27 protein-coding genes are annotated in these 26,395 nt (G+C 45.7%); 9 read left to right on the top strand and 18 right to left on the bottom strand.

Translation table 11 applies throughout. From position 1 onward, the window contains the following. Window positions 1–315: 315 nt before the first annotated feature. From OH463_RS11705 to OH463_RS11690, 4 genes are all read right to left on the bottom strand, one after another. Window positions 316–1,689, bottom strand: coding sequence for a sensor histidine kinase (locus tag OH463_RS11705; RefSeq protein ID WP_005448741.1), 1,374 nt, complete (start codon window positions 1,687–1,689; stop codon window positions 316–318). A gap of 40 nt (window positions 1,690–1,729) precedes the next feature. After that, window positions 1,730–2,461 carry a response regulator transcription factor gene (locus OH463_RS11700; RefSeq protein ID WP_005448739.1) on the bottom strand — a complete coding sequence of 244 codons (732 nt, stop codon included), beginning with the start codon at window positions 2,459–2,461 and terminating at the stop codon, window positions 1,730–1,732. Between the two features lie 146 nt (window positions 2,462–2,607). Further along, window positions 2,608–3,303, bottom strand: coding sequence for a spondin domain-containing protein (locus OH463_RS11695; RefSeq protein WP_017188611.1), 696 nt, complete (start codon window positions 3,301–3,303; stop codon window positions 2,608–2,610). Between the two features lie 9 nt (window positions 3,304–3,312). After that, window positions 3,313–3,996, bottom strand: coding sequence for a spondin domain-containing protein (locus OH463_RS11690; protein ID WP_005448735.1), 684 nt, complete (start codon window positions 3,994–3,996; stop codon window positions 3,313–3,315). A 286-nt stretch (window positions 3,997–4,282) separates the two neighbouring features. Here OH463_RS11690 and OH463_RS11685 point away from each other — a divergent pair, with 286 nt between their 5' ends. From OH463_RS11685 to gloA2, 3 genes are all read left to right on the top strand, one after another. Beyond that, window positions 4,283–4,756 (top strand): hypothetical protein, encoded by a 474-nt coding sequence (locus OH463_RS11685; RefSeq protein WP_199479421.1) that lies wholly within the window; start codon window positions 4,283–4,285, stop codon window positions 4,754–4,756. A gap of 77 nt (window positions 4,757–4,833) precedes the next feature. Next, window positions 4,834–5,763 carry a LysR family transcriptional regulator gene (locus OH463_RS11680; RefSeq protein ID WP_005448730.1) on the top strand — a complete coding sequence of 310 codons (930 nt, stop codon included), beginning with the start codon at window positions 4,834–4,836 and terminating at the stop codon, window positions 5,761–5,763. Beyond that, window positions 5,756–6,139: an SMU1112c/YaeR family gloxylase I-like metalloprotein gene (gloA2, locus tag OH463_RS11675; RefSeq protein ID WP_239212669.1), complete on the top strand. Its 384-nt coding sequence runs from the start codon at window positions 5,756–5,758 to the stop codon at window positions 6,137–6,139. Before OH463_RS11680 ends, gloA2 begins: the two co-directional genes overlap by 8 nt. A gap of 48 nt (window positions 6,140–6,187) precedes the next feature. Here the strand turns inward: gloA2 and OH463_RS11670 are convergent, their stop codons facing one another. The 6 genes from OH463_RS11670 to OH463_RS11645 form a co-directional block, all read right to left on the bottom strand. After that, a complete protein-coding gene (locus OH463_RS11670) occupies window positions 6,188–7,627 on the bottom strand; it encodes a PepSY-associated TM helix domain-containing protein (RefSeq protein ID WP_269991272.1) in 1,440 nt (479 codons plus the stop codon). Between the two features lie 152 nt (window positions 7,628–7,779). Continuing rightward, on the bottom strand, window positions 7,780–8,139 hold the full coding sequence (locus OH463_RS11665) for a hypothetical protein (RefSeq protein ID WP_080585290.1): 360 nt from the start codon (window positions 8,137–8,139) through the stop codon (window positions 7,780–7,782). A 173-nt stretch (window positions 8,140–8,312) separates the two neighbouring features. Next, window positions 8,313–8,702, bottom strand: a complete 390-nt coding sequence (locus OH463_RS11660; protein ID WP_009697233.1) for a cytochrome b562 — start codon at window positions 8,700–8,702, stop codon at window positions 8,313–8,315. A gap of 100 nt (window positions 8,703–8,802) precedes the next feature. Next, window positions 8,803–9,555, bottom strand: a complete 753-nt coding sequence (locus OH463_RS11655; protein WP_005448720.1) for a phosphatase — start codon at window positions 9,553–9,555, stop codon at window positions 8,803–8,805. A gap of 87 nt (window positions 9,556–9,642) precedes the next feature. After that, window positions 9,643–10,083: an SRPBCC family protein gene (locus OH463_RS11650; RefSeq protein WP_005448715.1), complete on the bottom strand. Its 441-nt coding sequence runs from the start codon at window positions 10,081–10,083 to the stop codon at window positions 9,643–9,645. A gap of 108 nt (window positions 10,084–10,191) precedes the next feature. After that, window positions 10,192–11,115, bottom strand: coding sequence for a DMT family transporter (locus tag OH463_RS11645; protein WP_029790770.1), 924 nt, complete (start codon window positions 11,113–11,115; stop codon window positions 10,192–10,194). Between the two features lie 131 nt (window positions 11,116–11,246). Here OH463_RS11645 and OH463_RS11640 point away from each other — a divergent pair, with 131 nt between their 5' ends. The 3 genes from OH463_RS11640 (at window position 11,247) to OH463_RS11630 (ending at window position 16,035) form a co-directional block, all read left to right on the top strand. After that, on the top strand, window positions 11,247–12,137 hold the full coding sequence (locus OH463_RS11640; RefSeq protein ID WP_269991271.1) for a LysR substrate-binding domain-containing protein: 891 nt from the start codon (window positions 11,247–11,249) through the stop codon (window positions 12,135–12,137). A 520-nt stretch (window positions 12,138–12,657) separates the two neighbouring features. Next, the gene (locus OH463_RS11635; protein ID WP_050908863.1) at window positions 12,658–13,686 is read left to right on the top strand and encodes a S1 family peptidase; all 1,029 of its coding nucleotides are present in this window, start codon (window positions 12,658–12,660) and stop codon (window positions 13,684–13,686) included. A 123-nt stretch (window positions 13,687–13,809) separates the two neighbouring features. After that, entirely contained in the window at window positions 13,810–16,035 is a 2,226-nt protein-coding gene (locus OH463_RS11630; protein WP_009699559.1) for a sensor domain-containing phosphodiesterase, read from the top strand. On the opposite strand, the gene fliJ is transcribed toward OH463_RS11630, so the two are convergent. From fliJ to OH463_RS11590, 8 genes are read right to left on the bottom strand one after another with little or no spacing between them, the layout of a single operon-like run. Continuing rightward, the gene (gene fliJ, locus OH463_RS11625; protein ID WP_005448699.1) at window positions 16,030–16,470 is read right to left on the bottom strand and encodes a flagellar export protein FliJ; all 441 of its coding nucleotides are present in this window, start codon (window positions 16,468–16,470) and stop codon (window positions 16,030–16,032) included. The two genes, OH463_RS11630 and fliJ, sit on opposite strands and share 6 nt — an antisense overlap. Before the next feature lie 9 nt (window positions 16,471–16,479). Next, the gene (fliI, locus tag OH463_RS11620) at window positions 16,480–17,832 is read right to left on the bottom strand and encodes a flagellar protein export ATPase FliI (RefSeq protein ID WP_029790766.1); all 1,353 of its coding nucleotides are present in this window, start codon (window positions 17,830–17,832) and stop codon (window positions 16,480–16,482) included. Next, the gene (gene fliH, locus OH463_RS11615; protein ID WP_005448696.1) at window positions 17,825–18,580 is read right to left on the bottom strand and encodes a flagellar assembly protein FliH; all 756 of its coding nucleotides are present in this window, start codon (window positions 18,578–18,580) and stop codon (window positions 17,825–17,827) included. Before fliH ends, fliI begins: the two co-directional genes overlap by 8 nt. A gap of 4 nt (window positions 18,581–18,584) precedes the next feature. Continuing rightward, window positions 18,585–19,604 carry a flagellar motor switch protein FliG gene (locus OH463_RS11610; protein WP_005448694.1) on the bottom strand — a complete coding sequence of 340 codons (1,020 nt, stop codon included), beginning with the start codon at window positions 19,602–19,604 and terminating at the stop codon, window positions 18,585–18,587. Next, window positions 19,567–21,318, bottom strand: a complete 1,752-nt coding sequence (gene fliF / locus OH463_RS11605; RefSeq protein WP_005448691.1) for a flagellar basal-body MS-ring/collar protein FliF — start codon at window positions 21,316–21,318, stop codon at window positions 19,567–19,569. The genes OH463_RS11610 and fliF overlap by 38 nt, the downstream gene beginning before the upstream one ends. A 3-nt stretch (window positions 21,319–21,321) precedes the next feature. Next, window positions 21,322–21,678 (bottom strand): flagellar hook-basal body complex protein FliE, encoded by a 357-nt coding sequence (gene fliE, locus OH463_RS11600; RefSeq protein ID WP_005448690.1) that lies wholly within the window; start codon window positions 21,676–21,678, stop codon window positions 21,322–21,324. Window positions 21,679–21,693: 15 nt separating this feature from the next. Continuing rightward, window positions 21,694–23,025, bottom strand: a complete 1,332-nt coding sequence (locus OH463_RS11595; RefSeq protein WP_026138187.1) for a sigma-54-dependent transcriptional regulator — start codon at window positions 23,023–23,025, stop codon at window positions 21,694–21,696. Next, window positions 23,025–24,044, bottom strand: coding sequence for a MotY family protein (locus tag OH463_RS11590; protein ID WP_269991270.1), 1,020 nt, complete (start codon window positions 24,042–24,044; stop codon window positions 23,025–23,027). The genes OH463_RS11595 and OH463_RS11590 overlap by 1 nt, the downstream gene beginning before the upstream one ends. Before the next feature lie 381 nt (window positions 24,045–24,425). On the opposite strand from OH463_RS11590, the gene OH463_RS11585 reads away from it, so the two are divergent. Genes OH463_RS11585 through fliP form a run of 3 tightly spaced genes read left to right on the top strand, consistent with a single transcriptional unit; the run spans window position 24,426 to window position 26,395 of the window. Further along, window positions 24,426–25,244, top strand: coding sequence for a FliM/FliN family flagellar motor switch protein (locus tag OH463_RS11585; RefSeq protein WP_017817315.1), 819 nt, complete (start codon window positions 24,426–24,428; stop codon window positions 25,242–25,244). Beyond that, entirely contained in the window at window positions 25,241–25,609 is a 369-nt protein-coding gene (fliN, locus tag OH463_RS11580) for a flagellar motor switch protein FliN (RefSeq protein ID WP_005448686.1), read from the top strand. Before OH463_RS11585 ends, fliN begins: the two co-directional genes overlap by 4 nt. A gap of 18 nt (window positions 25,610–25,627) precedes the next feature. Next, the gene (gene fliP / locus OH463_RS11575) at window positions 25,628–26,395 is read left to right on the top strand and encodes a flagellar type III secretion system pore protein FliP (protein WP_005448685.1); all 768 of its coding nucleotides are present in this window, start codon (window positions 25,628–25,630) and stop codon (window positions 26,393–26,395) included.

Here is a 26,395-nt window from a genome sequence, read left to right as displayed (position 1 = left end):
AAATAGAAATTAATTTTATAATGTAAAAATCATAAAAAAGCGTGAGTTGTAATATTTACGAAACAAATTAGATAGCAAGGTTAATATTAAGTTCTAGCACGTTAAATATGTAACAGAATAAATTTAATTCATCAGCGCTATCATTCGTTTGTTGAAATAACAATCATGACGAATTATTAAGCGAAAAATTCTATTTAAACAGTAGATTTGTTCGATGAACAGAAAGGGAAAGTAAGCAAGAGGAAGGTGGCGGTAGCTATACCCAAGTAATCTCGAGACACTTCATTCAGCGAGAATGGCTTGGGTATAGATAGATTAAACGGCTCGTAATGTGAACTTTTGTTGATATTGAGATGGTGTGCTGCTGGTCTCTAGATAACTGTGATGCAACATGAGTATCGACTGTACAATCTTGGTCCCAATACCTAGCGAGCCTCCCTGTGCTTCTTCTTCAATATGGTTAATAAAGGCAAAATGAATTCTTGATTTATCGTCACTCAAATGAGCATGACAATGTACTTCAGAACGCATTGGACTGTGGCGCAGCGCATTTTCAAGCAAGTTAAGCACCAACCGCTCTAAAAGACCTTTATCACCCACGGTTTGAATTTCGTTATCGACGTCTATTTTCAGCAGCACTTCTTTTCGAGCAAACTGGCTTTGCATCGTCTCGGCGCACTCTGCCATCAAGGCTCCAAGATCCACTGGTCGATACTCGTAATTCGGCATGGGAGCTTCTTTTCGAGCTACGTCCAACAAAGAGTGCAATTGCGTAGACAGCTTCTCACAGTTTCTGAAAGCGACGTCAATCAAAGGGTCGGATTCCGGATGCTGCAAACGCCACGTTTCCAAATAGCCAAGAACGCTCGATAACGGTGTTTTTAAATCATGACTAAGCTGCAATAAGCTTTGACGACGATGAGACGATTGATACTCCAACTGCAAAAACTGTTGCTGGATATGCTTCGCCATCATCTGATAGGAATTTGCTATCGGTACTAATTCCGGAACTTGGCGCGTAAAATCGGGTTGCAGGCGGAAATCATGTTCTGCTTGTTGTTGAAGCTGATTGGTCACACGCTCAATCGGGTTCAATAAACTGCGTTTCACTAACACATAAGCACCTAATGCAAAGCCTAAAATAGACACTAAAACTAACCCAGCGAGCGCGATATAAGGTGTGTCTACTTGGGCGTTGGCAATCGCATCATGTCTGGTACTGCCAATGACTACATAGAGATAACCCACGGTTGAGCCGAGTTCCTCAATCGCTGCTACGGAAAACACTTTGTGCTCGCCACGATTACGAGGATCTTCGCCTAAGATGGGGAATGGCTCGTCATTCAAGAATCGTTTAATTGGGTTAAGATCTACCTTACCCATGATCTCTGCACCTTCTGGTGCTGCATGGGTAGTGATGTTGCCTTGGCTATCAAGAAAGTAGATTTCGAAATCCGGACCAATCAACATAAGGGTATGAAAAATGGATTTAAGCGCTTTCGGGTTGTAATCCGTACCTATCATCAACGGATTATCATCACGCATGTGGCTTGCCAGCTCTTTGTGTAGACTCTGTTTAGTGCGTAATTCAATGGTCTCTTTTTGCCAATTGTACGTTAATGCAATAACGGCTGCTGCTAAACAAAACCATAGGCTCGTGAACACCACTAAGCGAGATTTGAAGCTCATCCTAGCGCCTCCTTAATCAGTCATTACTTGGGTAGTTAAGCTACTGTCGTGGTTGAAACTTGTACCCCACGCCCCATACCGTCTGGATAAAATGATGATCAGAGTCAGACAAAGACAACTTGCTACGTAGGCGATTGATGGTGCTACACACCGTATGATGATAACCGGAATGGCTGGTATTCCACACATGGTCGAGCAATTCATCTTTACTGTAGACTCTACCCGGGCGTGTCGCGAGGAATTGCAGCAAGGTAAACTCTGTCGCGGTAAGAGTGACATCCTTGTCATTTAGGGATACCTGATGCAATTCTGGAATAATTCTTAATGGACCAAAATCCATGCTATCTTCAAGTTCACTTCTTTCAACTTGTACTTCAACGGTTTGACTTACCCGTCGCAATACATTGCGTACTCGAGCTTGAAATTCTAATACGCTAAACGGCTTGGTAATGTAGTCATCCACACCCGCCTCTAAACCATCCACTTTATCCATCTCACCATCTCTGGCGGTCAGCATGAGCACAGGGCTCCAATCTTGTTGCTGACGTAAATAATGGCAGATATCTAAGCCGTCACCGTCTGGCAAACCTCGGTCAAGAATGAGTAAGTCAAAAGGTTGTTGTTGGTATTGCGCTTTGGCTTCGGCGACATTCGTTACCCGCAACACTTGGTGTCCTTGAAACTTGAGATGCATTTGAACCAGTTCTGCCAAATCATCATCGTCTTCTACCAGCAAAATGTTCGCGACTAAATTGATTGCCTGCTGTTCCATAGTCCTTTCCCTGCGTCTGAGAATCCTCACTTTGCACATGACCGGAACAAATCGGAATTTCTTTCAAAAAAGGTTCCGATGACGCCATGAGGGTTAAAGCGCTCGGCTACAAGCGCTTTGGAAAGGAGACGCCATCGGAGCCTGTATTACTCGACTCGGGTGATAGTGAGTTTCGCACCAGGATTCAGGAAGCGATGGTTCGCAGAAAGCGCAGAATTGGCTAAACCATCATCTTTACTTACCACTCCAGCGTGAAACGCCACTACGTCATTTGTGTCGTTACGAGCAGCATTAAAGCCTTCACCACCGCCTGCTGGTCCCGGAATGGTGGCTGCAAGTTCATCGTTCAATTCCGTGCCGGAATCCCAAACGTTCATGCTCATTTCGTAGCTTTCTCCCACCGCCAATGATTTAAGCGATAGACCCGTTTCCCCAACAAACGCATCGTTGGTGTTCACAAACATGGAAGCGACTGAAACGTAGCCCGCTTTGTGTGGGTCAACCGTAAAGGTTACGGAATCACTTGAACCAGGAAGCACTAAACCATTACCTGACAACGTTTGGTAGACATAGTCATTGGAATCCTTTAGCGCTAACAGCTCGGCATTGCTGCCCCCTTCTGCAAGATGCTCAAGCTCAACAGAAGCGCTTTTGCCAATTTCAAACAGTTTGTATTTGTCGTTGTGAGCCAAAATCGCAAGTGGCGACATCGGTTGATTCGCGGTCAAGTTTGCAACGTTAATCGTGTAACGGTATGACTTCACCACATCGTTATCATCATCGCTTGGACAACCGGCGAGTAAGCCGACTGAAGCTGCTACGAGTAAGATTCTGTATTTCATACATCCCCCTTACTTCACAACAATTGTGATGGTTGCAACTGGGTTCAGCCAACGATGGCTGCTGCTGTCTAGGTCACTGATGCCGCCAGTTGGATCGCTATCACCAAGGTTACCCGGATGCACGTGAACTTTGTCATTAGTCACTGCAGCTTCAACACCGGTGCCGCCTGTACCAAAGGTAATGAAAGGTGGATTTGGCATGCTACCTTTAAGTTCATCATTGGCTTCTGTGCCTGCATCATAACTTCTTAGCGTTGCTCGGTATGTGCCAGCTTCCGTTGGGATTTTCCAGCTATCTAGTCCCACGAAACCATCATTGGTTGGCAGAAGCATCGCACTAAGAGACAAGTATCCATGATCACCACTGTTCATGGTAAAGGTGGTTGCGACACCCGGATTCAAAATACCACCAGCCGGGTTCTCAACCACAACACCACCAGCATTACCAATGACACTAGCAAGACCCGAGATGTCACCACCTTCCGCCATTGCTTCTAACTCTGGGGTAGCGGCTTCACCGGTTCTGAACATCTTAAGATCAGAGCCATGCGCTGCGACAATCAGTGGCGTAAAGTAAATGCCTTTTGTCGCGTTAGTCACGGTGATTTCCAGTTCCGCTGCATTCACTGATGCAGAGCCTAGTGCCATAGCGACTGAAGTCATGACGAGTCCGAGTTGGGTACGTTTTTTCATTGTGATTCCATCCTTTAATGAGGGTTGAACTACTCAAGTCCATGTTTACGGCTTTACTTCTTTGTTTGTAACTTGAGTAGGTTAAGCATTACGTTTCGAACGTTTTGCGTTCTTGCCTCTAAGAATGACGAACAAATCTATCAGCAACTTCATCGAATTCTCATAAAATTCTCACAAGTTCTGTTCGATTTTTTCAGCAGCGATTTTTACTCTTAATCAGCTATTTACACTTCGTGTACTCCCCTCCTACAATGCGGTATTCCCTGTTTAAATCACGATTCTCAGCATGATTCATAACGTACTGGCTGCTTACTATGGCGAAATCTACGGCATCGCTTTTTTCAATCACTACTTGAACCATTACGCCCATGGTGAACAACAAACGCTGTGGCAAACCTTGATTGAAGTAGAAGAGCTCACCGCAGAAAAGCTCAAGCCTGTATTACTAGCAAATGGCATGGATATCGAAAGCCGACACCAAGAGATGCTTGATAAAGGCTTGGCAGACGCAACCAAGTGGATAGAGTTGCCATGGCTGGAGTTGGTGGCAACTCTTCTGAAGTGGGTAGAACCTTATGAGGTCAAGTATCGAGAGTGGCATGAAGAAGTGAAAGCTTCACAGCAGTATTCAATCGCTGAGCAAGAAGCTATCGAGTTGATTGCGGACCACGAAACGGCTATTTATCACTGTTGGCAGCACTACCATATTGGTGAATCTGGCTTGCCTGCCCTGAATACCTTCTTAGCAAAATATCGCTAAAGCGAGAAGGTGACACTTGAACCGAACAAAACCGTACCAGACAATACCGTTATTCCGCTGCGCAGAACTGAACAAATATGGTTAACCCAAAACTCATTGCCCTACTCCCTGATCTTGCTTCGTTTATCTTAGTGGTAAACGAGGGCAGTTTTACCGCTGCAGCCAAACAACTTGGCGTGACGCCATCGGCTTTAAGTAAGTTGATCACACGGTTAGAACAAGCCCTCTCAGTGAAACTGTTCGAGCGAACGACTCGCAAGTTGATCATCACTCAAGCCGGGCAAAAGGTTTACGACCAAAGCATCGCCATGGTGAATGCGGCGCAGCAAGCGGTTGAATTATCGGCGGAAGATCATGCCGAGCCCACGGGTGCACTCACAGTGGCTGCACCCGAAGCGTTTCTTAACTCGGTGCTTCAACCATTTGTGTTGCCATTCCTAGATCGCTACCCAAACATTCAGCTCAAGCTACGTGCTGCTGATGGTGAGATTGATCTTTTTCGCCAAGGTATCGACGTAGCATTTAAGCTCACCGACAAACCCGATGAGAATCTGGTACTCAAAGAGATCAGCAAGACCAATCTTGTTTTGTGTGCCTCTCCAGATTACCTTGCCAAACACGGTATGCCAGAGCATCCGACTGAACTTGAGCAGCACGATTGTATTTATCTTGCTGAAAACGACAAAGACAACATCTGGTCTTTCTTTAAAGAAGAAGCTTTCCACTCTATTGCCGTGAGTGGACGCTACGCCGTTAACCACTCTCAAATGCGCTTGAACGGGGTTAAGTCTGGCTTGGGAATTGGAATCTTCCACGACTTCGTGATTAAAGACGCGTTAGAACGAGGAGAAGTGGTAGAGGTTCTGTCTGATTGGATGATCAAAAGTAACTACCACGGCGCTATCGCGATGCAGTATGCACAAACCAAATACATGCCTGCTCGCCTGCGCGTGTTTATTGACTTCGTTAAGGAGCACTTAGTCTCCGGAGAGGCTAACCATGTTTAATGCCCTTCACCACGTCGCAATCATTTGCAGTGATTACCCAACATCAAAACACTTTTACACCCAAGTCTTGAGGCTAAAAGTCATTGCTGAAAATTATCGTGAAGCCAGAGACTCGTACAAGCTCGACCTTGCTCTACCTGATGGAAGCCAAGTTGAGCTGTTTAGCTTTCCGGGCGCACCGAATAGACCAAGCTTTCCCGAAGCACAAGGGTTGAGACATCTCGCGTTTTTGGTTGATGATGTTGAGCAAGTAAAAGTCTACCTCGAATCGAATGACGTTGAAGTTGAGCCGATTCGCATTGACGAGTTCACAGGCAAAGCATTTACCTTCTTCCAAGATCCAGATGGCTTGCCGCTGGAGATTTATCAGAAATAAAAAGAGCCAGCAATTCGCTGGCTCTTTTACTATTTCACTTGTCTCTTGCTAGTTCAACGCCGTTTTCAGCTTCTCGACGCGGTTGAACAACAGCCAATCCAGTGCGAGAACGGTAACAATTGCCAAACCGCCCATCGGAAACGCCAAACACAATACTACCAACGTTACTAAACCAAGCTTCCAAATTCCGTCTTGTTGAAATTTAGGTGGCGCCCCTAATGCAGCACTGCGACTTGGTCTACGAATCCACCACATCACAACCCCTGTGATTGAGATTAAAATGAACGCCAGACAGAACACCACGTTGAGCACTTTGTTCAATACACTCACATCGCCTTGGTGCAATGACACGCCTGCCGCCATGAACTTGGCAAACAAACTGTAATCTTGCCATGTGACGTCCACCAACAAGCGACCGGAATATTGGTCAAAGTGACTGGTGCGATCTTGTCTTGGATCGGAAATATCACCGCCCATTGAGTTAGCAGCCACGGTGTAAACACCTGTCTCAGAGCGTGGCAAAAATAGCTTATAGCCAGTAAAACCCATCATTTCTGCCTTGTGGACGATATCATCAATAGATAGTGCATCATGACTGCCTGCATAAGCCGATTCTTCCTTCATGTTGGCGTGATCATGAGCTGGTTTATCTTTCGACTGTGGCACAGCAGCAAGCTCTAAGTTCCATGGCACCTCTTCTGATGCACCATGATTCAGGTCTTGGTGTGTCAGTGTCGACTCTGGTTTCTCACCCCATGTGTAATAGGTTGGGAAGGTATTCCAAGCTTGCACCATTTTCGCGCCCCATATCCCAGCCCAAGACAGACCTGAAATCAAAAAGAACAACAGAACAATTGATAGCACACCGCCTAAATTCGCATGCAGATCTCGCATCAAAATACGAGTTCCACTGCCAAAACGAATTTTCAAAAAGCCAGCACGGCTTGCGTTGTCTCTTGGTAACCACAGGTACAAACCAGACACCAACAGTAAAATGCCTAAACTGGCGGCGATTTCTATTAACCGATCACCCAAATCACCAATAAGCAAAGTGCCATGGATGTTATTCATCAGTTCATAGATGCTATCACCACGGTTAATCGTCCCTTGTACTTCTCCGGAGTATGGGTTCACAGCAACAATCAATGAGCTGCCTTCTTGATTTTGAATCGAGAATCGGTTGGCGATATCAGATGTTTTTGCAGGCACAAATTGGGTGATATTAAAATCGGGATACGCCTGCTTTACCGCGTCTAACTGTCTAGAGACAGGAACGGTTTGCTCTTGCGGTATAACGTGCAACGTTGCCTCATATCGAGCCAGTTCGATTTCATCATCAAACAGCATCACTAACCCCGTAAGGGAGAGCATCAACATAAATGGAATAACGAATAAACCTGCGTAGAAGTGCCATCGCCACGTCATAAAATAGATGGACTTTTCGCGTGAAGCTTCCTTGAGTTGAGGCTTTGCCGAGTTTCTCAACATGTGTATTTTCCTTTTTTCATTGTGAACACCCAAATTCAGTCAAACGCATCCTGAACATACTCATCGGTATGTGACGTCATTTGACTTAGATTCGGGAGTACCACTGCTCGAATGGCAGTGTTGTTGGCTTTATTTACTTGTAATTGTTTTTGTTATGAGAAAAAGGAAATTGGGGGAGCACGAGGAACTGGCGTTTCAAATCGCACACTTAGAGCCAAATAAGTGTAGCTGTCAGAAACGACCAAGCTCAATCTTGAGAGTATCGGTGTCGTTGGAAGTGTATCGTGATGAAAAGTCGAGAAGTGGCTGAACGGACAAGGCTTACCTTTGTGGCTGACGGAGTTGTCACCCTCTTCTATCTGCACCAACTCAAAACCGTTCAGTGTACATAGCGTCGCCCACACCCCCATGCTGTTACCATGAGCATTGATAACAGGCATCAGTGTCACTAGTGCCCAACTTAGAGCACTAGCAAATAACATGGAGCGATAAAAAGGAATTAATCTACGCATAACGGTGACTTAACAAATTTCACATAGCGTAACCAATTCTGAGTGCTAGCTCAAAAAGAGGATTCATAAGTGGCTGCTACCTCACAGGTTTTCTTGAATACTGTGATTGACAGGCACAAAAAAGCCCGCCGAAGTGGCAGGCTGATGGTCATCTTTTCAAGTTGGATAAACGGTTAGCTAAACAGCTTGCTCCAAATACTTGGGTTACGCTTATCGTGGTACTCTTCACGTAGACTATCGATTTCACGTAATTGATCTTTCGCTTCTTGTAGCTTGCCCGCATCGAGATCAGCTTCAATCTTATCTAGCGTTACCGTCAACTTGTTAAAGCCTTCTAGGTAGATATCAAACTTCTCTGGTGGGTAATTACCACGCTTAGATTGTTCGACGATCGCTTGCAAGCTATCAATCGCAGATTTCATGGTTTCAACATCAGACGCTTCCGCCGCCTGTTTGAATTCCATCTTCATCTGCTTCATGTTTTGTTTTAAATCGACGGCTTCTGCCATTGCATAAGTTGAGCCTAACGCAATCACACACCCTAGTATTAAAGGACGTAACATCTTCACTTCTCCATTGAATGCCGAATTCTGAGTCGGCTTTTTAATGCGAGCAGTGTAAAGCAATCCCTTAACACTTGCATAACCAAAAGTGTAATCAAGTTTATGCGTTGCGAATCTCGTCATACTCTACGATTGGCTTACGACCGCGCAACTCTAAGAAGGCTAAGAATTGTTGTGCTGAGTGAGTAATAACTTTGCTACTGTCGATACCCACTCTGTCCATTAACTCGCCGACTAAGCTCAGATTACCCACATCATGGCAGAAGTGTGCATCGCTGCCGGTAGTGAAAAATACACCCAATTCTTTGCCGATTTGTGCAATCTCATGGCAGCGGTCTACACTACCGACGCGGCTATTGCCCTTCAGAGTGGTGTTGTTAATTTCAATCGCTACATTGTGCTCTTTAGCGCACTTCAGCACAGCTTCAAAATCAAAGTCAAAGTTCGGGTTACCTAAGTGACCCAACGCATCAACACGACCATTTTTGATGATATTCAACAACGCTTCCGTGTGCGTGGCACTATCTGCAGGGCGGAATACTGGCTCATGAAAACTGGCAATCACCCAATCCAAATTTCGATCAACGCTGTCGGGAATGTCGATGTCACCTTGAGTGTTCATGATGTTAGATTCAACGCCACGAATGATCGCAACCCCCTCAAGAAAACGAGGCAGAATTTTCTGGTTAGAGAAAAACCAGTAATGAGGCGCACCCGGCATTGATTCAGCGTGATCGGTCGTACAGAACATATCAAGCCCGTTCTCTTTTGCCGATTTCGCGTTTTCAATCAACGTACTGTATGCGTGACCACTGGCGTACGTATGCGTGTGGGTATCAACCTTAAATTCCATCATCAACTCTCTTGGTGCGCAAATTGGCGGCTATTGTATACCCACAAGTCACCTGTCGTCAGCCCAATCTTAGCTTGCAACCTCACCCTATTCTTCGCTGATAGTTTTGATCAAAGGCAGAGCCTTCTCCCAGCCGTGGTTGAACATCGACACAAAATCACTGTGAGTGTGAATGGTTATACTCAGCAATAAGCGGTCCTCCAAAGTATCGATCTGATAGATCTCTCGCGATCCGATCCACTTTGACGCTAAGTCTCCATCCAATTGCTGCCGATTATCTGGGTTAAAAATGGCAACATGATGAAACTCCAGTTTTTGTAGCGGCTGTACCGTGTCAATTATCGCTCTCGTTCCGCCCATGTCTGGGTCAAAAAAGGTCATATCACAACCTTCTTCCCATGCGCCATCAAATTGAGACTGAGGCGAAAAGGCTTGTGCCCATCGTTTATATAGTTCGACATCGGTCAGCACGCTCCATACGCGCTGAGGTGTCGCGGCAATCTCGACGTGATAGTTTAAAGTCAGCATGTTTTCTCTCCCTGCACCTTTCTTGACGCTAGCTCATTCTGATTAAAAATCAAACAGGCACTGACGTTTACACTTCATTTGTCACAGCTTGCTAGGCTAAACCTCCCCTTAAGGTGTTTTAGCTCGCAGTACATGTACGCGGCGTGCCGAGAACCTAACCCAACAGGTATTCAATACCGTCGCTAACACAATCAAACTCACTCCTGCAACTTGGCTATGACTCATTTGGTCGTCAAAGAAGGTCCATTGCCATACTGCGGTAAACAACAGATTGGTGAATATCAGCGGTGCAAGCTGCGAACCACTGCTTGCAAGCTGGTACGCTTTGGAACGGAATACTTGCGTATTAATAATGAGTAACGACATCAAAAATACGAGTGCAGTATTGGGCGTTTCAAAAGTGCTTATCGATAGGGAATTAACCAACATACTCGCATCATTCACGAACACGAGTGGCAAGATAAGCAGTGCCGCTGTGCCGAAGGTCCAAAAATTGATTTCTAGTGGTGATAGACCACTCTTACTTGCTTTGTAGAGCGTCAATTGAGAACCCGAGTTAAACAGCCCACCAGCTAACCCCAAGAGCAAATCGATACGCCATGTAAACTCGCCATCTGCACCCGCCAATAAAATCACACCTGAAAACGCCATAACGAGCGCTACGATAGTCGACATTCGAATCTGACCACGCATAAACAGCTTCTCGACGATGGGCATAAACAGTGGTCCAGTTGCGAACAGTACAACCCCTTCAACCAAGGTGAGCGTTTGCAAAGAAGCAATGAAACACAACTGACACATTGCGATGAAAAGAGCACGCAGAACAATTGGTTTAATAGTACCTGCAGTAGGCAAAGTCAGATTCTTAAAGCGCAGCATGACCAATAAAATGAGAGCTGGAGTAAAGAAGCGTAAAAAACTGAACATGGTCACGGATAAATCATCACTGAGCTGCTTTGCTAACAGCCCTGTAACAGATAAGCTTAATGTCGACATCAACATAAAGATGACGGGTTTATTTTCTTCTTTCATTGGATACTCCTTAATTCACGGAGTATTTTAGGAAAAGGCGTTAGTGATAAATAGCGAGTATTTTTAAACGCTAATGTAAGTAAAACTTACAAGTTAAATAAAATACAGTTCATAGAGAGAGCCGAAGCAGTATGCGCAAATTAGTCCCACTAAAATCCATCTACGCATTTGTCGCTGTAGCGGAGACAGGCAGCATGACAGAAGCCGCCCACCTACTCTCTGTGAGCCACTCTGCGGTGAGCCAAGCCATCAAATCGTTAGAAGGTCAGGTCAATAAACCTTTGTTTGATCGCATTGGTCGCCAAGTCAGACTCAACAATGATGGTAAAAAGTATTATCGCAAAGTGGCGCCTGCGTTGGAGCAAATCGTCGATGCCACTGAAGCCTTGATTCACGATCAAAACTCCAAGCGTATTACGCTCAATATGGTTAACTCACTTGCTTTGCATTGGTGGATCCCTCGCATGTCGAGCTTGCAAGATTACGCCCCTCAGTTGGATATTCGTCTGTCTAATTTGGTGGGATTGTTTAGCTTAGAGCAAGAGGGGATTGACGCTGCGGTCGTGCATGGCAGTCCTCAAGAGTGGCAAGATTACTATTGTGAAAAGCTGAGTGAGGATGAGTTAGTGTTGGTGTGCAGTCCCGAATTATTAGAGCAGCCTGATAACCGAGACATTCAGCAACTGCTATCAACTTACCCCATCATTGAAGTCACTAACGATCGCCGAAAGCATGACTGGCAAGTTTGGGAAGAAGAGACAGGATTACTGCGACCTACCAATAAAAAGCCAATGACCTTCAATATGTCCATTCAAGCGGTGCAAGCAACGACAAGACGTTTGGGGTTATTGGTAACCCATCGTCTATTTGTCAAAGATGACATCAAATACGGGCAATTGGTGGAATTGGGCGAGCCTGTGGTCAACCCATACCAGCAGTTTTACTTTGTTTGCCCACCACACAAACTCAAACAGGAAGCCTTTCATTTACTGAGGTCTTGGCTAAGACAAGAGTTTAGCTGATACGCCAACATGCCCGTGTGCTAGAGCAGCGATCACACGAATTGTATTGAACCTAAAGTTTCGCCTGCACAAATTTGCAATCGATTGAATATTGAATTGAGATAATCGACTTCATACCCAAGTGACTTCAAGATGCAGGATTCAGAGCGTTGTCATTGATTCGAGAGTAAGGAAAACAACTTGGTAATAGCTAGCTCTTTCCAAGTTGTTTGACGCAGCCATTTGTTTGACTAAAAAATCGAGTCAAAGACACGCTCCCAAAGGGCACTCTTTGCAAATAGTAAGGGGCTTGGCTTGTATACTTTGTTGCCGATTCTTGATTTAGAATGACTAGATCTTTAAATCGCCGCCGCGTCTACAAACCAAGTCATTCTCGCTGAACCTAGCATCTCGACGTTACTTGGGTATAACGTGGATTTATTTGCATCACGAGTGAATAGATTAATGCCGGAATTGGTATAAAGTAAAAAGAGTGCTTTTGAAATCCAAGGATGGCTTTATGAGGTTGTATCATTTCTTTATGAGTGGCGTTGTTCTCATTGCCCCACTTTCTAGCTCAGCCGAAACGATGGGTGAAGTCAGTTCACCTGACGTGAAACCTTTTATTATTGGCGGACAGCAAGCTACAGCCAACCAACTCCCTTTCTTTGCACGCGTCATTTTACACCGTACGGGTTCCAGTCAGTTTGCCAACATTTGCGGTGGTACCATCGTTAATGACAGGTACATCATGACCGCAGCACACTGTGTTGAACCGAGTGTCTTCACTGGCGGATGGACAATCAACGATCTTCGCGTGTTGGTGAAAAACCCAACCATGAACGATGTGTTTGTGGAAGAATTTAAAGACGTGCGAGCTATCACCATTCATCCAAACTACGATCCAGATGACCTTTGGATTAACGATATTGCTGTCTTGGAGCTCACGCGTCCAATTACCGACAACGTCCAATCCATCACACTACCACAGGACTTTGGCGACTACAGTGAGCAGACGGTATATCAAATCTTTGGGCTTGGACAAACCTCAACGAACGATACATCAGGCCCTAACTATCTACGCTGGGCAGAAATCCAACCCTTAACAGATTTACAGTGTGCCTCACTTGTTTCAGGCTTTAACTCACAAGAGAGCTTGTGCGCCAATGGCTTCCCTAACCGAACTTACACTGGGATATGTGCAGGGGACTCTGGAGGTCCTTTGACCTATCAAGACAGCAACGGGGATTATCAACAGATCGGCATAGTGAGCTACGGATCTTCGGTTTGCGAGTCTCCCGCTATTCCAAGCGTATTTACAGAAGTACTCAATTACACTTCTTGGGTCGAGGCGCAAACCAGTTCCGGAGTAAAAACGGTCTACAACGCCACTCTGGCTGAAAGCGAGGATTACCATAGCGAAGGGGATTCAGGGTTCGATCCGGAAGACACCACCAGCAATGATTTTGGCAATAATAACAGTGGTGAAAGCAGTGGCGGTTCACTTGGTTTCGGACTGGTCACTCTTGGCAGTTTATTCGCTTGGGTCAGACGCCGTCAGCCCTTGTAGCACGTGCCTTAAACCTTACTTACAATTTTTAGAATAAAAACTCTAAAACTTATCATTTTCCAGTACATCTTAAGCCGATAATCCTGTTATTATCGGCTACCCAACTACTTTCAGATCAAGTCCATGAATAATGCTGCATCGAGTCGCCGTATTTCAGCGATGCTGTTTTTGACTCTTGGCGTCATATTGTCCGTGTTTGCTGGTTTTGCGCTGTCGCAGATGTTTGTTATTGAGCAAGATTCCTTTCAGCTAATTTCTGCCGTCAGCTCCGTCATGATAGTGAGTTTTCTTCGTTATCAATGGCGCGCATTGCCTGCAGTAATACTCGGGTTATTCGCTTATTATTTTTGGACCGGAAGAACACTCGAACATGCGTTGCTTTACGCTTTCACTGTTCCATTGTTGCCTTTCGCATTTTCTAGCTTGTTTCATTACCTCAACAACCGTGCCCTCTATCAACCCGCAGAGCAAAGGATCACTTTATTCTTTGTCGTCATTGGGTGCTTATTTCCGTTCGCTAATACGATCAAGATGATGTTGGTCAACACCTTTGTTGATGGCCAATTTCTAAGTCCGGACTTTTTGTTCTATGCCACACTAGGGAATTACTTAACTCAGTTGTTGGTGACACCTATTTTGTACGTCATGGTGAGCTTACTCACCGATACCGACACACAATCGTATCTTGCCTTAGACAAGCGTTTAAGAGTTTCAAACTCCCGCTGTCGCGGCTACATAACATGGCTAGTAAGCTGTATTGCCATTTTTATTACTGCGGTACTTTCTTCATCTTCTTTCATGCTCAACTCGCTGAGCTTCTTTGCCGTACTTCTTGTCGTGATTGGTTTAGCTAAGCACGGACTCATTCGCCCACTGTTTGTTGGCGCGCCGTTCATTTTATTGATCATTAATGACAGTATCAGCCACTACAACGCAGGCTTAATTGGTGACAAACAGTTCTATGGTTTGCTGATCATCATTACCGTGCTCACTACCTTGGCGTATTTACTCGGTGGCTATTCAGTGAAGCTGTTCGAGATGACACAAAGACAGATTCGTTCAGAGCGGATTGACCCGTATTCAGGCTTGTCCAACATCGCCCAGTTAAAAGAAGACATCAGTCGTCAACGCCATTCCCTGTTGCTCTATCTTGATCTGACGCCAACGCTTTCTATGCTCACAGACCTCGGTCATGAGGGTAAATCGCAATTAATCATGCAACTGAGTGAGTTTCTTTATTCTCGCAACGACAGTATCAATCGCTGCTACCGCCCACCTTTCTCTACAGGGTTGTTGAGTTTTACTCATTACTCAGACCTCGCAGAGGAAGAGTTGCAAGAAGTCGTGGAGTATCTAGAGAGCTTTCAATTCTATTGGCGTGGCACCTCTGTTGCTCTTGTTTCGCCAACGATATTTTGTACCGTCGTTCATCACGGGCAAGACATTGAAAAGGTGGTGTCGATTTTGTGTGATCAACCACCTCAAAGCGATCGCAGTATTCATTGGATTAACGCACAATCGTTCGAAATGGACCGCGTCGATAAACTCAACCATATCCAACAAGTGTTTAAGCGCGAGCAGTTTGAACTGTTCTGCCAACCATATATGAAGCTCTCAGGTGTCGAAGAAACTAAGCACAGTTTTGAAGTATTGTTACGCCTAAAAGAACAAAATGGAAAAGTGCTCTCACCTGCGGCATTTTTTCCTCTGATCAACCAATTCGGATTAGAGATAAAACTTGATCACTGGGTGATCATCAACACGTTTCGAATGCTTGGGGACAAGGTAAAAAACTGGGATGACATTGGGCATTGCGCGATCAATCTTACCGCGAAAACCCTAAGTGCAGAAAACCTAGCCTCTCGCATTATAGAGAGTGCCAAAAGCTTTAATGTACCGTTGGAAAAGATTTGCTTTGAGATTACCGAATCTTCAGCACTCATCAATGAACAACAAGCGATTGAAACCTTAAGCTTGTTACGCAAACTCGGCTGTAAAGTCGCAATTGATGATTTCGGTACTGGTTACGCTAGCTTTGCGTATTTGCGCCGCCTGCCATTAGATATTCTGAAGATTGAAGGGGCATTTGTACGTGAAATCACTAAGAGTGAAACCGACCGATTGATCGTCAGTTCCATTGCGACGGTTGCGAAAGAAATGCACTTAGAAACCGTCGCAGAGTTCGTAGAAACCGCAGAACATAGCGAGATATTACGCAGTTTGGGGATCAACTTTGCACAAGGTTATGGCGTCGCAAAGCCTATGCCGCTGAGTCGTTACCTAGCGAACCTCTTTGACCACCAAGACAAGAAAGAACAGTTACCAGCGCCAGAGTTCGCAACTTTATAGCGGTTTGCGTTTTAGGCGGGAATTGATGATGTCTTCAATCAATTTCTGCTCTTTCTTGGCTTTCTCATAATTTTGTTTACTGCGCCAACGTTCCAACACTTTCTCTAGCCCCTGCACTCGGGCATGTTTGTATTCAAGGTGTTTTTGTACCGAAGCGCATTCTGCTTGCATCACGGCTTGTTCATGTTCGTGGTGGTGAAGCATTTTTTGTAGCATGTGATCAACGCGATTTAAGTTCATCAGCGTCGCGCTATTAAGCACAGGTGTTGCAAGGGCGGATTGACCCGCATGGTTTTTGAGTTCAGAAAGCTGCTCTAGCTGCATCGCAAGATGAGAGTGACGCTGCCGCATCACATCGAGCTGCTGCCCCACTCTATCACGCTGCTTTTCTTCCATTTGCTGCAGCTTACCAACAGCTTTTAGTTTGGACTCCATGCCGTAACCTTATTGCGCCTCACTCTGGAACATCTGCGCCAACGCCGTCAAACTGGTTGGGTAGTCTACGGCTTCATTTGCAGACTGCTGTAGATAAGCACGCAATTGCGGATACATAGAAACCGACTGATCCAACTCAGGATCTTGTCCTGGTTGATAGCCACCCAGTGGTAATAACTCTTTAACTTGCAGATAGTTGGAGTAAAGCTGACGGAAGTTATTAGCAATCGTGCTGTGCGCCTCGTGAGTACAAGCGTTCATACAACGGCTGATAGAAGCATTGATATCAATCGCTGGGTAATGCCCTTGCTCAGCCAATTGACGAGACAACACAACGTGCCCATCCAAAATTGCACGAGCAGAATCAACCACAGGGTCTTGTTGGTCATCACCTTCGGCAAGCACGGTATAGATTGCGGTCAGACTGCCATGCGGGTTTTCGCTGTTACCCGCTCGTTCTAAAAGCTGAGGCAAAACGCTGAATACCGAAGGCGGATAACCTCGTGATGCTGGCGGCTCACCCAAAGACAAGGCAATTTCTCGCTGCGCCATCGCATAACGCGTCAAAGAATCCATCAGGAGCAATACGTCTTTACCTTGGTCACGAAAGTACTCAGCAACTCGGTGACAAAGTAATGTGGCGCGCAATCGCATCAGTGGCGATTCATCCGCGGGTGCGGCGATAATCACCGCTTTCTGACGAGCTTCTGGTGTTAGGTTTCGTTCAATAAACTCGCGGACTTCTCGACCACGTTCGCCAATCAAACCCACGACAATCACATCTGCCTCTGTGTTCTGCGTGATCATTCCCATCAAGACACTTTTACCGACACCACTGCCAGCCATCAAGCCAATGCGCTGCCCTTTACCCACGGTCAATAAACCATTGATAGCACGAACGCCAACATTAAGAGGCGTATCGACCGGGCGACGTTTAAGTGGGTTGATCGGTTTAGGTTCAAGTGAAACACGATCTCCCCCTTTAAGTGGCGCACCGTCATCGAACGGTTCACCTAATCCGTTGACCACCCGCCCTAACCATTGCGAACTAAGCTGTACCGTGCTGTCTCCATCCAGTGGAATGACTTTGGCACCAGCAAATAAGCCACCTAAACGGCGAATAGGCATTAAGTAGGCGACGGTATGATCAAAGCCAACCACTTGCGCTTCGATCATATCCCCTTCTGCGGTTTCAACTAGGCAACGTTGTTCCAGTTTGAAACGACAGCCAACGGCTTGAAGCATCAAACCATTTACTTTGATCAATCGCCCTGTCACTCTCGCAACGGGAATTGAATCGAGCGACGCTAATGCATCGCTCAAACGCTCACTTAATACTTCATGGCTTAAGGTGCTATTCATCTTCGGTTTCAACCTGCGGAATCGACACTTCATCAAGCAAGTGCTGCTTTACGTTGTCCATACAAGCTTCCAAGCGTGAATCGCAGCTCGCATCAGCTTCGGCATCTTCGGTGACAAGCTGACAACCGCCCACAGGCAACTCGGCATTTGCAACCAACTTCCAAGCTGATGGCAAATCTGCATTGATCTGATTAATACGCTCTAAATCCTGCGGATTCAAATGCACAATCACACTCTCCGCTTTGCCCGGCATTGCCGATAGCGTTTCATCAACCAAGGCTAAGATTTGCTGTGGCATTAAGGTCAGCTCAGCACGAATAACCTGCTGCGCCACCTTTTGTACTAACTCGCAAATCATGTGACGTTGTTGCTGTTCTTTTTCGTTCTGCCAACGAGACAGAGCATGGAACAACTCATTCACTGGTTTCGCCGCTTCCATAAAACCTTGCTTTCCAGATTGCTCTCCAGAAATAAACCCTTTTTGAAAGCCTTCTTTTTGTCCATCGAGCAAGCCTTGTTGTTTACCCTGCTCAATGCCTTGACGTAGACCTTCATCATGACCTTGCTGTAAACCCTGTTGAAAGCCAGCCTCAAGCTGTTGCTGAATATCAGCTTGAGTATCTTGCCAACCTTGATTTTCCAGCGCGAAGTCATCTTCAATATTTACTGGCTGTGCCAAAGGTGGAAAGCGATGTAAACGGTAACCACTTGGGGGTAAACGCATGGTATTTGGTGCTTTGTCTGCCATTGCGTTACTCCACCGTTGGCTCTTCGTAAAGTAGCAGTTGAATTTCGCCCGACTCATCGAGCTCACGAACTAGCTGCATAATGTCCTGACGTGCACGCTGCACTCGGCTCAATACCACGGCGCCGCGCAGTTCCATATCGTCTTCTAGCGCTTTAACCATACGTTGAGGCATAGAACGTTTGATTGCCTGCTGCATAGTAATCTCGGAGCCTTTCAATGCCACAGCCCACAATTCCAATGGGATCTGTTGAACCAGTGCATCCATGGTTTCTTCGCGCTGACGACCCAGCACCATGAAGTCGAACATGTTCTCTTCGATTTCATTCACAACATCCTCGTCGTGCAGTTTGAGCATTTCCATCAAGGACGCGCGATCACCTTCAAATCGGTTAATGATGTCTGCCGCTTGCTTCACACCAGACAAAGGCGTGGTTTGACTAGCAGAAACCTTGTCAATGCAACGCTCTACAAGCTCGTGCAAATCGTTCGCAACTTGGTGATCGATATCTTGCAACTGAGCAATGCGGAACAAGATCTCATCATGGTAATCCTGCGGCAGGTGCTTCAATACGGCTGAAGAACTGTCCGCCGGTAGATAAGCTAAGAAAATAGCCTGCATCTGTGGGTGCTCGTTGACGATAAATCGTGCCAACGTTTCCGCCTCTACCCACTGTAAACGCTGCATGTTATTGCGAATTTCATCGCCATACAGGTTGTTGAGCAACCCCTTTGCCAAATCGTTACCTAACGCTTTACGTAGCGTATTGGACAAGTATTCTTTCGACGCGCCACGAATGCCGCTGTGCTCTCGGAAATCTTCAAAAAAGTTTTGGATGACACCACGAGCAGAATCACTTTTGATGCCATTCAACTTCGCCATTGCGCGAGTCACACGCTGGGTTTCATCACGAGTAAAGTTTTGCAGCACTTTCGCAGCCGCGTCCTCTCCCATCCCCAGTAGCACAAGGGCGGTTTGTTCTACATAACTAAGCGTCTGTTTTGACGTCAACGGCGCTGTGTTCATTGATGTTTACCCATTGTTTCAGAATTTCGGCTACACGCTCTGGCTCTTCGTTGGCAATAAGCTGTAGGTGTTTCAATTGAATCTCAAGTGGAGAGCCTGCTGGCGGTAACATGTCACTGTTAACATCCAATCCAGACGAAACGGCAATCCCTTTCTCTGATAGTTTGCGATTGAGCACTTCTTCACGCTCACGCTCTTCACGAGTTTGTAGGTTGTCGTAATCCGGTTCGATTTGCGGCTCAGCAAACTCCAGCTCAGGAGCAGGTTTGTCTGCACCTGTGAGATGCATGATAAGCGGACGAAGAACAAAGAAGATCATCGCCAAACCCAACATTCCGCCAATCACGTAACGCAAAGGCTGCTGTACCGTCGGGTCTTGCCACCAAGGCATTGCTGGCGGCGCGTCAATCTCGATTGGAGTGAAGTTGAAGCTCATAAGGCTCAAGCTATCACCACGAGCGTTTGAGATACCAACTGCGTCCATGATCATGGTCGAAATTTGCGTTTTATCGGCTTCGCTCCAAGCCACACCATCCGGCGCCGCTTGTGAGTTCAGCAAGACCGAAACACTTAATTTGTCTATCTGACCTTGTTGGTATTGAGTACGACGAACACTGCTACCCACTGCGTATTGACGGTTGATCTCCGAACGCGCGTTTGAGTTCTGGCTGTCATTCGTTGGCGTTTCACCGGTGACTGGCGGTTGGTTGCTCAATGAACCAGGGATACCAAGAGCGATTTGGTCGATTGAGTTATTTTGAATCGTATGCTCATTACGGACCACTGGAGCGTTGTCTAAGATTTCTTGCGTTTCTTCAACTTGGCTGAAATCCATATCTGCCGCGACTTGAACACGGAAGTTACTTGGTCCCACGATTGGGGTCAGCATGTCAGCGGCACGTTGAATGATTTGTTTCTCAACGTTTTTTTGATATTCAAGGTATTTGGCGTTCACTTTGCCAGCTTCAGCAGAAGCAACGTCTGCACTCAATAGGCGACCGTATTGGTCAACGACAGAGACAAACTCCGGCTTCATTGCCGTCACACTGCCAACCACCAAGTTAATGATCGCTTCAACTTGCTCAGGCTTAAGGTCTTCACCCGGTTTAAGCTCTAGCATGACCGAAGCCGACGGGTTTTCCGTATTTTGACGCACAAACAGGGTTTGACGAGGAATAGCAAGGTGCACACGTGCGTTTGCAACCGAGTTTAGAGACATGATAGTACGTACTAACTCACCTTCTAAACCATGACGGTAGCGTGCAGTTTCCATGAACTGACTGGTACCAAGAGAACTGTCTTCTTTTAATGAATCAAGACCCGTTGGCAGCTTCGCTTTTACCCCTTTTGAAGCCAAAAGCATACGGATACGTGCAACCTCACCTTCAGGAACCAGCACTTGTCCATTTTGCTCTTGCATACGGTAGCTGATGCCTTCCGTTTCTAATACCGACACAATCTCGCCAATATCAAAGCGTTCTTGCTGGCTATATAGAGGACGGAAGCTCTGAGAAGAACTCCAAAGCGCGACCACAATGAGCGCGGCAACAATAGCAGCCAATACAGCAGACAACACCAGGTTGCGTTGGCTGCTTGACCACAATTGCTTGATTTTGTTTGTAACGTCATCCATTCCATTGCTTGAAGAGAATGACTGAGTGGTGCCAGTATGCATTGCAGAAGTACCGGCGACTTGAGTGGATAGTTCTGACATGTATTACACCGGCATCTTCATAATATCTTCAAATGACATCACGACTTTGTTGCGCACTTGCATCAAAGCATTGAATGAGAGACTCGCCTTTTGGCTTGCAATCATTGCCCCGACCAAATCATCACTTGCCCCAGTTTCTACAGCCGTCATTTTCTGGCTTGCGACTGACTGATGTTGATTGACCGTATCGAGCACGTTCGTCATCGCTTGTGAAAAAGAAATTGGAGTATTCAAGGTTTTCTGATCAAGTGGGTTTGCACTTACCACAAATTCCGGAGGTTGAGCTTGTGTTCGCATCACCTCCATTTTTGACAGCATTAGCTGCTCTGCTGAAACCGCATTGGTTGGTTGACTTGCCATCTTTGTTTTCCCCTTTTAGGCAGCCGAGCCAAGCGCCGACTGTAGATCAATACCGTGCTCGCGCATTGCCGCGAGCTTGTAACGTAACGCACGGGTAGAGACACCCAATGCGTTTGCGGTTTTGGTTCGGTTTCCACCAAACTGACGTAATTTATCTAGAACAAATTGAAACTCAGCTTGCTTCTTCGCTTCGACATGTCCAAAGCTTGAAACAGGCTCAACAGACTGGACTGGTGTTAACAATTCAATTGGCAACATCAAGTCATGGGCGGTAATGTAATCACCGTGACGCATGACTAAAGCGCGTTGAATAACGTTTTCGAGTTCACGAATATTGCCTGGCCAGTGATATTGGCTCAGTGCTGAAATCGCATCTTGGGACAGATGACAACGACTGCCATCTTGGTATTTTTCGATGAAAAATTGGCTGATCGGTAAGATGTCTTCTTTGCGCTCACGCAGCGGCGGCCAATGCAATGGCAGCACATCCAAACGATAGTAAAGGTCTTCACGGAACGTGGCTTTTTGCACTTCTTCACGCAAGTCTTTGTTGGTCGCCGCGATCACTCGGATATCCAGTTGAATTGCTTTGTGACTGCCAACTCTTTCCACCTCACGCTCTTGAAGTACGCGTAGTAGTTTCGCTTGCACTGCTGGCGACATCTCACCGATTTCATCCAACAAAATGGTGCCACCATTGGCTTCTTCGAATTTGCCGCTTTGTGAGTTTGTTGCTCCGGTAAACGCGCCTTTTACATGACCAAACAACACCGCTTCCAACATAGATTCTGGAATAGCCGCGCAGTTGACCGCAACAAAAGGTCCATCCGCTCTTGGAGATTGCTCATGCACATAGCGAGCAAGCACTTCTTTACCCGTACCCGATTCACCAGTAATAAGAACGCTTGCATTAGTGCACGCTGCGCGATGAGCTAATTGAAGCACCTGTTTGCTACGCCATGATTCCGCCACAATGTTTGCCAATGGCTTACCTAAAGCTTCTACGCGCTTAAGTAAGTTCAGTAATTGGTTGGTTTCGAACGGACGAAGTAGGTAGTCTGTCGCGCCTGACTTCATTGTTTCCGCAGCTAAGATGCCCTGTTCTTGATCGACAACAGCGATCACAACACCAGCATTGCGCTGCTTCTGATGACATGCCACAAACTCACGCACACACATATCAGGCAAGTTAGAACTCACCAGAGTGATACAAGCACGCTCTTGCAAAAGTGCGCTACGACCAGTGCGGCTGTGTTTTGTCGAATATCCTGCATTCTCAAGTACACCCAACACTGGTTGAGCAAGGTTTTCATTTGGCTCAACCAACAAAATATCTGTTTTCGTCATCATTGAACCTTTACCTTCTCTTGTTGGGGTTGTTTTACTTCTGGGCGATTTTTCGCAATCACACGTTCATTGTCTCGAACCAGTCTTAATGTGACTCGGCGATTTTTGGCTTGTCCGGCTGACGTGTTATTACTGGCGATAGGGTAGCGAGCACCATGGGCACGAATTTCAATCATGCTGCGCTCAGCACCTAGCGCAACAAGGGCATCTGCGACTTGCTGGGCTCGTTGACGTGATACGCTTAAATTTGCAAGCTGAGAGCCTACATTATCGGTGTAACCATCGATCAAAATCTTAGTGACGCGCTCATCGACAGACACATAACTGTATAAGGCGGCCAATGTGTCTGATTGCTTAACACTTAATTGCTTTTGACCAAAATTAAATGGCAGATTGATATCGCGTGCTTGGGAAAACGAAAGCTTAGGCAAACGAGCGCGGCACTGGTTGAAGGACTCCAATGCACTCTGCATTCGGATAGTTGGTAACGTTACAGCGCTAATAGCGGAAGGATTACTTCCGCCAAGTGACAATGTCACCCAACGACCTGAAGCAACTTGCTCCAGTAATGCATCTGCACCATGGCTAAACTTAAACCGATTCGTCGCCAATTTATACTCAACCAACGCCCCATCTTTCGTATAAAGCTCATTAGACCATGGAGCATTCTCACTACTTAGCACCGCGCTATTCCATTTATTGTTGTTATTTCGAACATCTGCAATAAACGAAATTTGGCTATTTGGTTCCGCTAGGAAATAAAACTTCCCCTGTGGAACATTTGAATGCACCAAGTTGCACTTAAACTTATTTCCTTTATATGTCCAATTAGAAAGATCCATGGGTATGGTGATCTTTTCTCCAGCAACTGAAGAATTAGACAAGGTTAATAGTGCAATAGAAAATAAGCTTGAAAATATTATTAAGCCATTTCTGCCTAGGTATATCTTACAAAGCCCTGACATAGAATGGTTAATTAAATATGCCATCAAATTAGGAAGTTTGGCATAGGTAATCATATTAAGACCCTATTCTGAAATATTAAAATTGGTCAACAAACGCCCACGAAAGCAGGGTTCATTCTTACTTAAACTTAATTTGACCAACAAAAAATGGTTTGTATTGCATGAGGTTAGATGATTTTATTATCTTTCAACCCTAAATAGTTGAATTAACACCATCTTAGCTTCCGCTTGTTATATTTTTTATTAACTATTTTATAAGCCACAACCTAACTCTTTTTAAATTTCATTAAAAGTGCATATAGTTACCTACAAATCAACATGTGAACTAAAGTCACAATAATCAAAGTTGACACTAAAGGATCATTAAATTTTATGTATAGACTGGCCGCCATTAAGTTGAAGCAGTTTAGATTGTTAACGCACGGTAAAATATAGATGGAAAACAAAGTTAACGAGCCTATTTCCGACATCAATTTGTTAGATGTAGAATTATTAGGCAAACCTATTCATATCATTCGTGAAAAGCTCGAAATTTTGATTTCAGAATCCTGTTCCAGCCTCACAAATGAATTGCAAAATTGGCTCAGCTCAAACAAAGTCGAAGCGAGCTTAGTTTCTGTCGAGCTGCATCGGTTCTCGCCAACGCTGTTGGATAAGGACCAAACGTCCACTTACCAACATCAAGATGAGGGCATGGTGTATGTTCATGGTGATTCGCAAACTCTGATTAAGTTAGCAGACCGTTTTTACGGCGCAACGACAGAGCGCAGTTCAACCTCATTAACCGCTAGTGATTTACGATTACAAGAACGGATTAGCCGAATCATCACCAATTGGCTCGCTCCTCAAGAAATGTGGCAACTTTGTGAGTATGAAACGCCACGCGGAATTGGCTTACACGCCGAACTTTCCATCGCGTTTGAAGACTATCAGGGCACCATTCACCTCAAGCTAGACAGTGCGATGATTCAAACTCTGATTGAGCAGCTGGAAATGCACAGCGATGCCGATCTGTATCAGCCGTTTTGTCGTTCTTTAGAATCCACCCCCGTTCGTCTCAACGTCGTGCTAAGCAAAAAAACCATGGCGCTCAGTGACGTTGTGGGGCTACAGCCTAACGATATTTTGCCAATAGAGCTTCTAAATACCGTGCCTATCAGCATTGGTCCCCAAACCCTTTTCACTGGTCGTGTTGCCGAGCAAGACGGTCAGCTTGTTTTGATTTTTAACCCAGATAAGGAATCGCAGCGATGAGCGAAGCGCAAGAGAACACAGCATTCGACGCCGATGAATTAAATTTTGATGATTTTCAGTTGGAAGATTTTGAAACTGAGCCAACTTTTAAAGCTGAACCTGTTGCCGAGCGCGATTTGAGTTTCTTCAAGAGCATTCCAGTGACCGTAACACTTGAAGTCGCGAGCAAAGAGATACCGTTAGGTGACTTGATGAAAGCTGGTGAAGGTACCGTCATTGAGCTTGATAAACTCAACGGTGAGCCTCTAGACGTTAAAGTTAACGGGTCGCTAATGGGACAAGCAGAAGTCGTCGTTGTTAACGATAAATATGGACTTCGCCTTATTGATGTACACGACTCCGCACTTAGCGGTGTAGGTCGATAAGTTCGGATGGATTGCGCAATGAATGTTCTGAGTGTTTGTCAGCGTCGACGATCTTTGCTGACGATGGTGGTGTTCGGTTTATTACTGTTTGCACTGCCAACCATGGCGGCGGACAACGGCTTAACGATCCTATCGGTCTCCGACGGCGACACACAACAAGAGTACAGTGTGAAGCTTCAGATTCTGTTGCTCATGACAGCACTCAGCTTCTTGCCAGCGTTTATCCTCATGGCCACCAGCTTTACGCGTATTATCGTCGTATTGGCAATTTTGCGTCAGGCTTTAGGTTTGCAACAAAGCCCACCAAACCGAGTGTTGGTGGGTATTGCTTTGACGCTGACGATTCTAATTATGCGTCCCGTTTGGACTGACATTTACGACAATGCGTTTAAGCCCTATGACAACGGTGAAATTACTTTGGTTCAGGCGTTTTCTGTAGCTGAAAAGCCAGTCAGAAGCTTTATGTTAGCGCAGACGCACCAAAGCTCATTAGAGCAGATGTTACGTATTGCGAATGAGCCAATAGATCAAAATGTTGAAGACATTTCTTTCGCTGTTGTACTGCCAGCATTTGTGATCAGTGAACTCAAAACGGCTTTCCAAATTGGCTTCATGTTGTTTATTCCATTTTTGATCATCGATCTGGTGGTCGCTAGTGTCTTAATGGCAATGGGTATGATGATGTTGTCACCTCTGATCATCTCCCTACCCTTTAAACTGGTCATTTTTGTTCTTGTTGATGGTTGGGCGATGACGGTTGGTACCTTGTCTGCCAGCTTTGGGTGA

This window comes from Vibrio sp. NFR (assembly GCF_027587095.1).
Classification (GTDB): Bacteria; Pseudomonadota; Gammaproteobacteria; order Enterobacterales; family Vibrionaceae; genus Vibrio; species Vibrio harveyi.
This window is presented reverse-complemented; position numbering and strand designations above follow the sequence as displayed.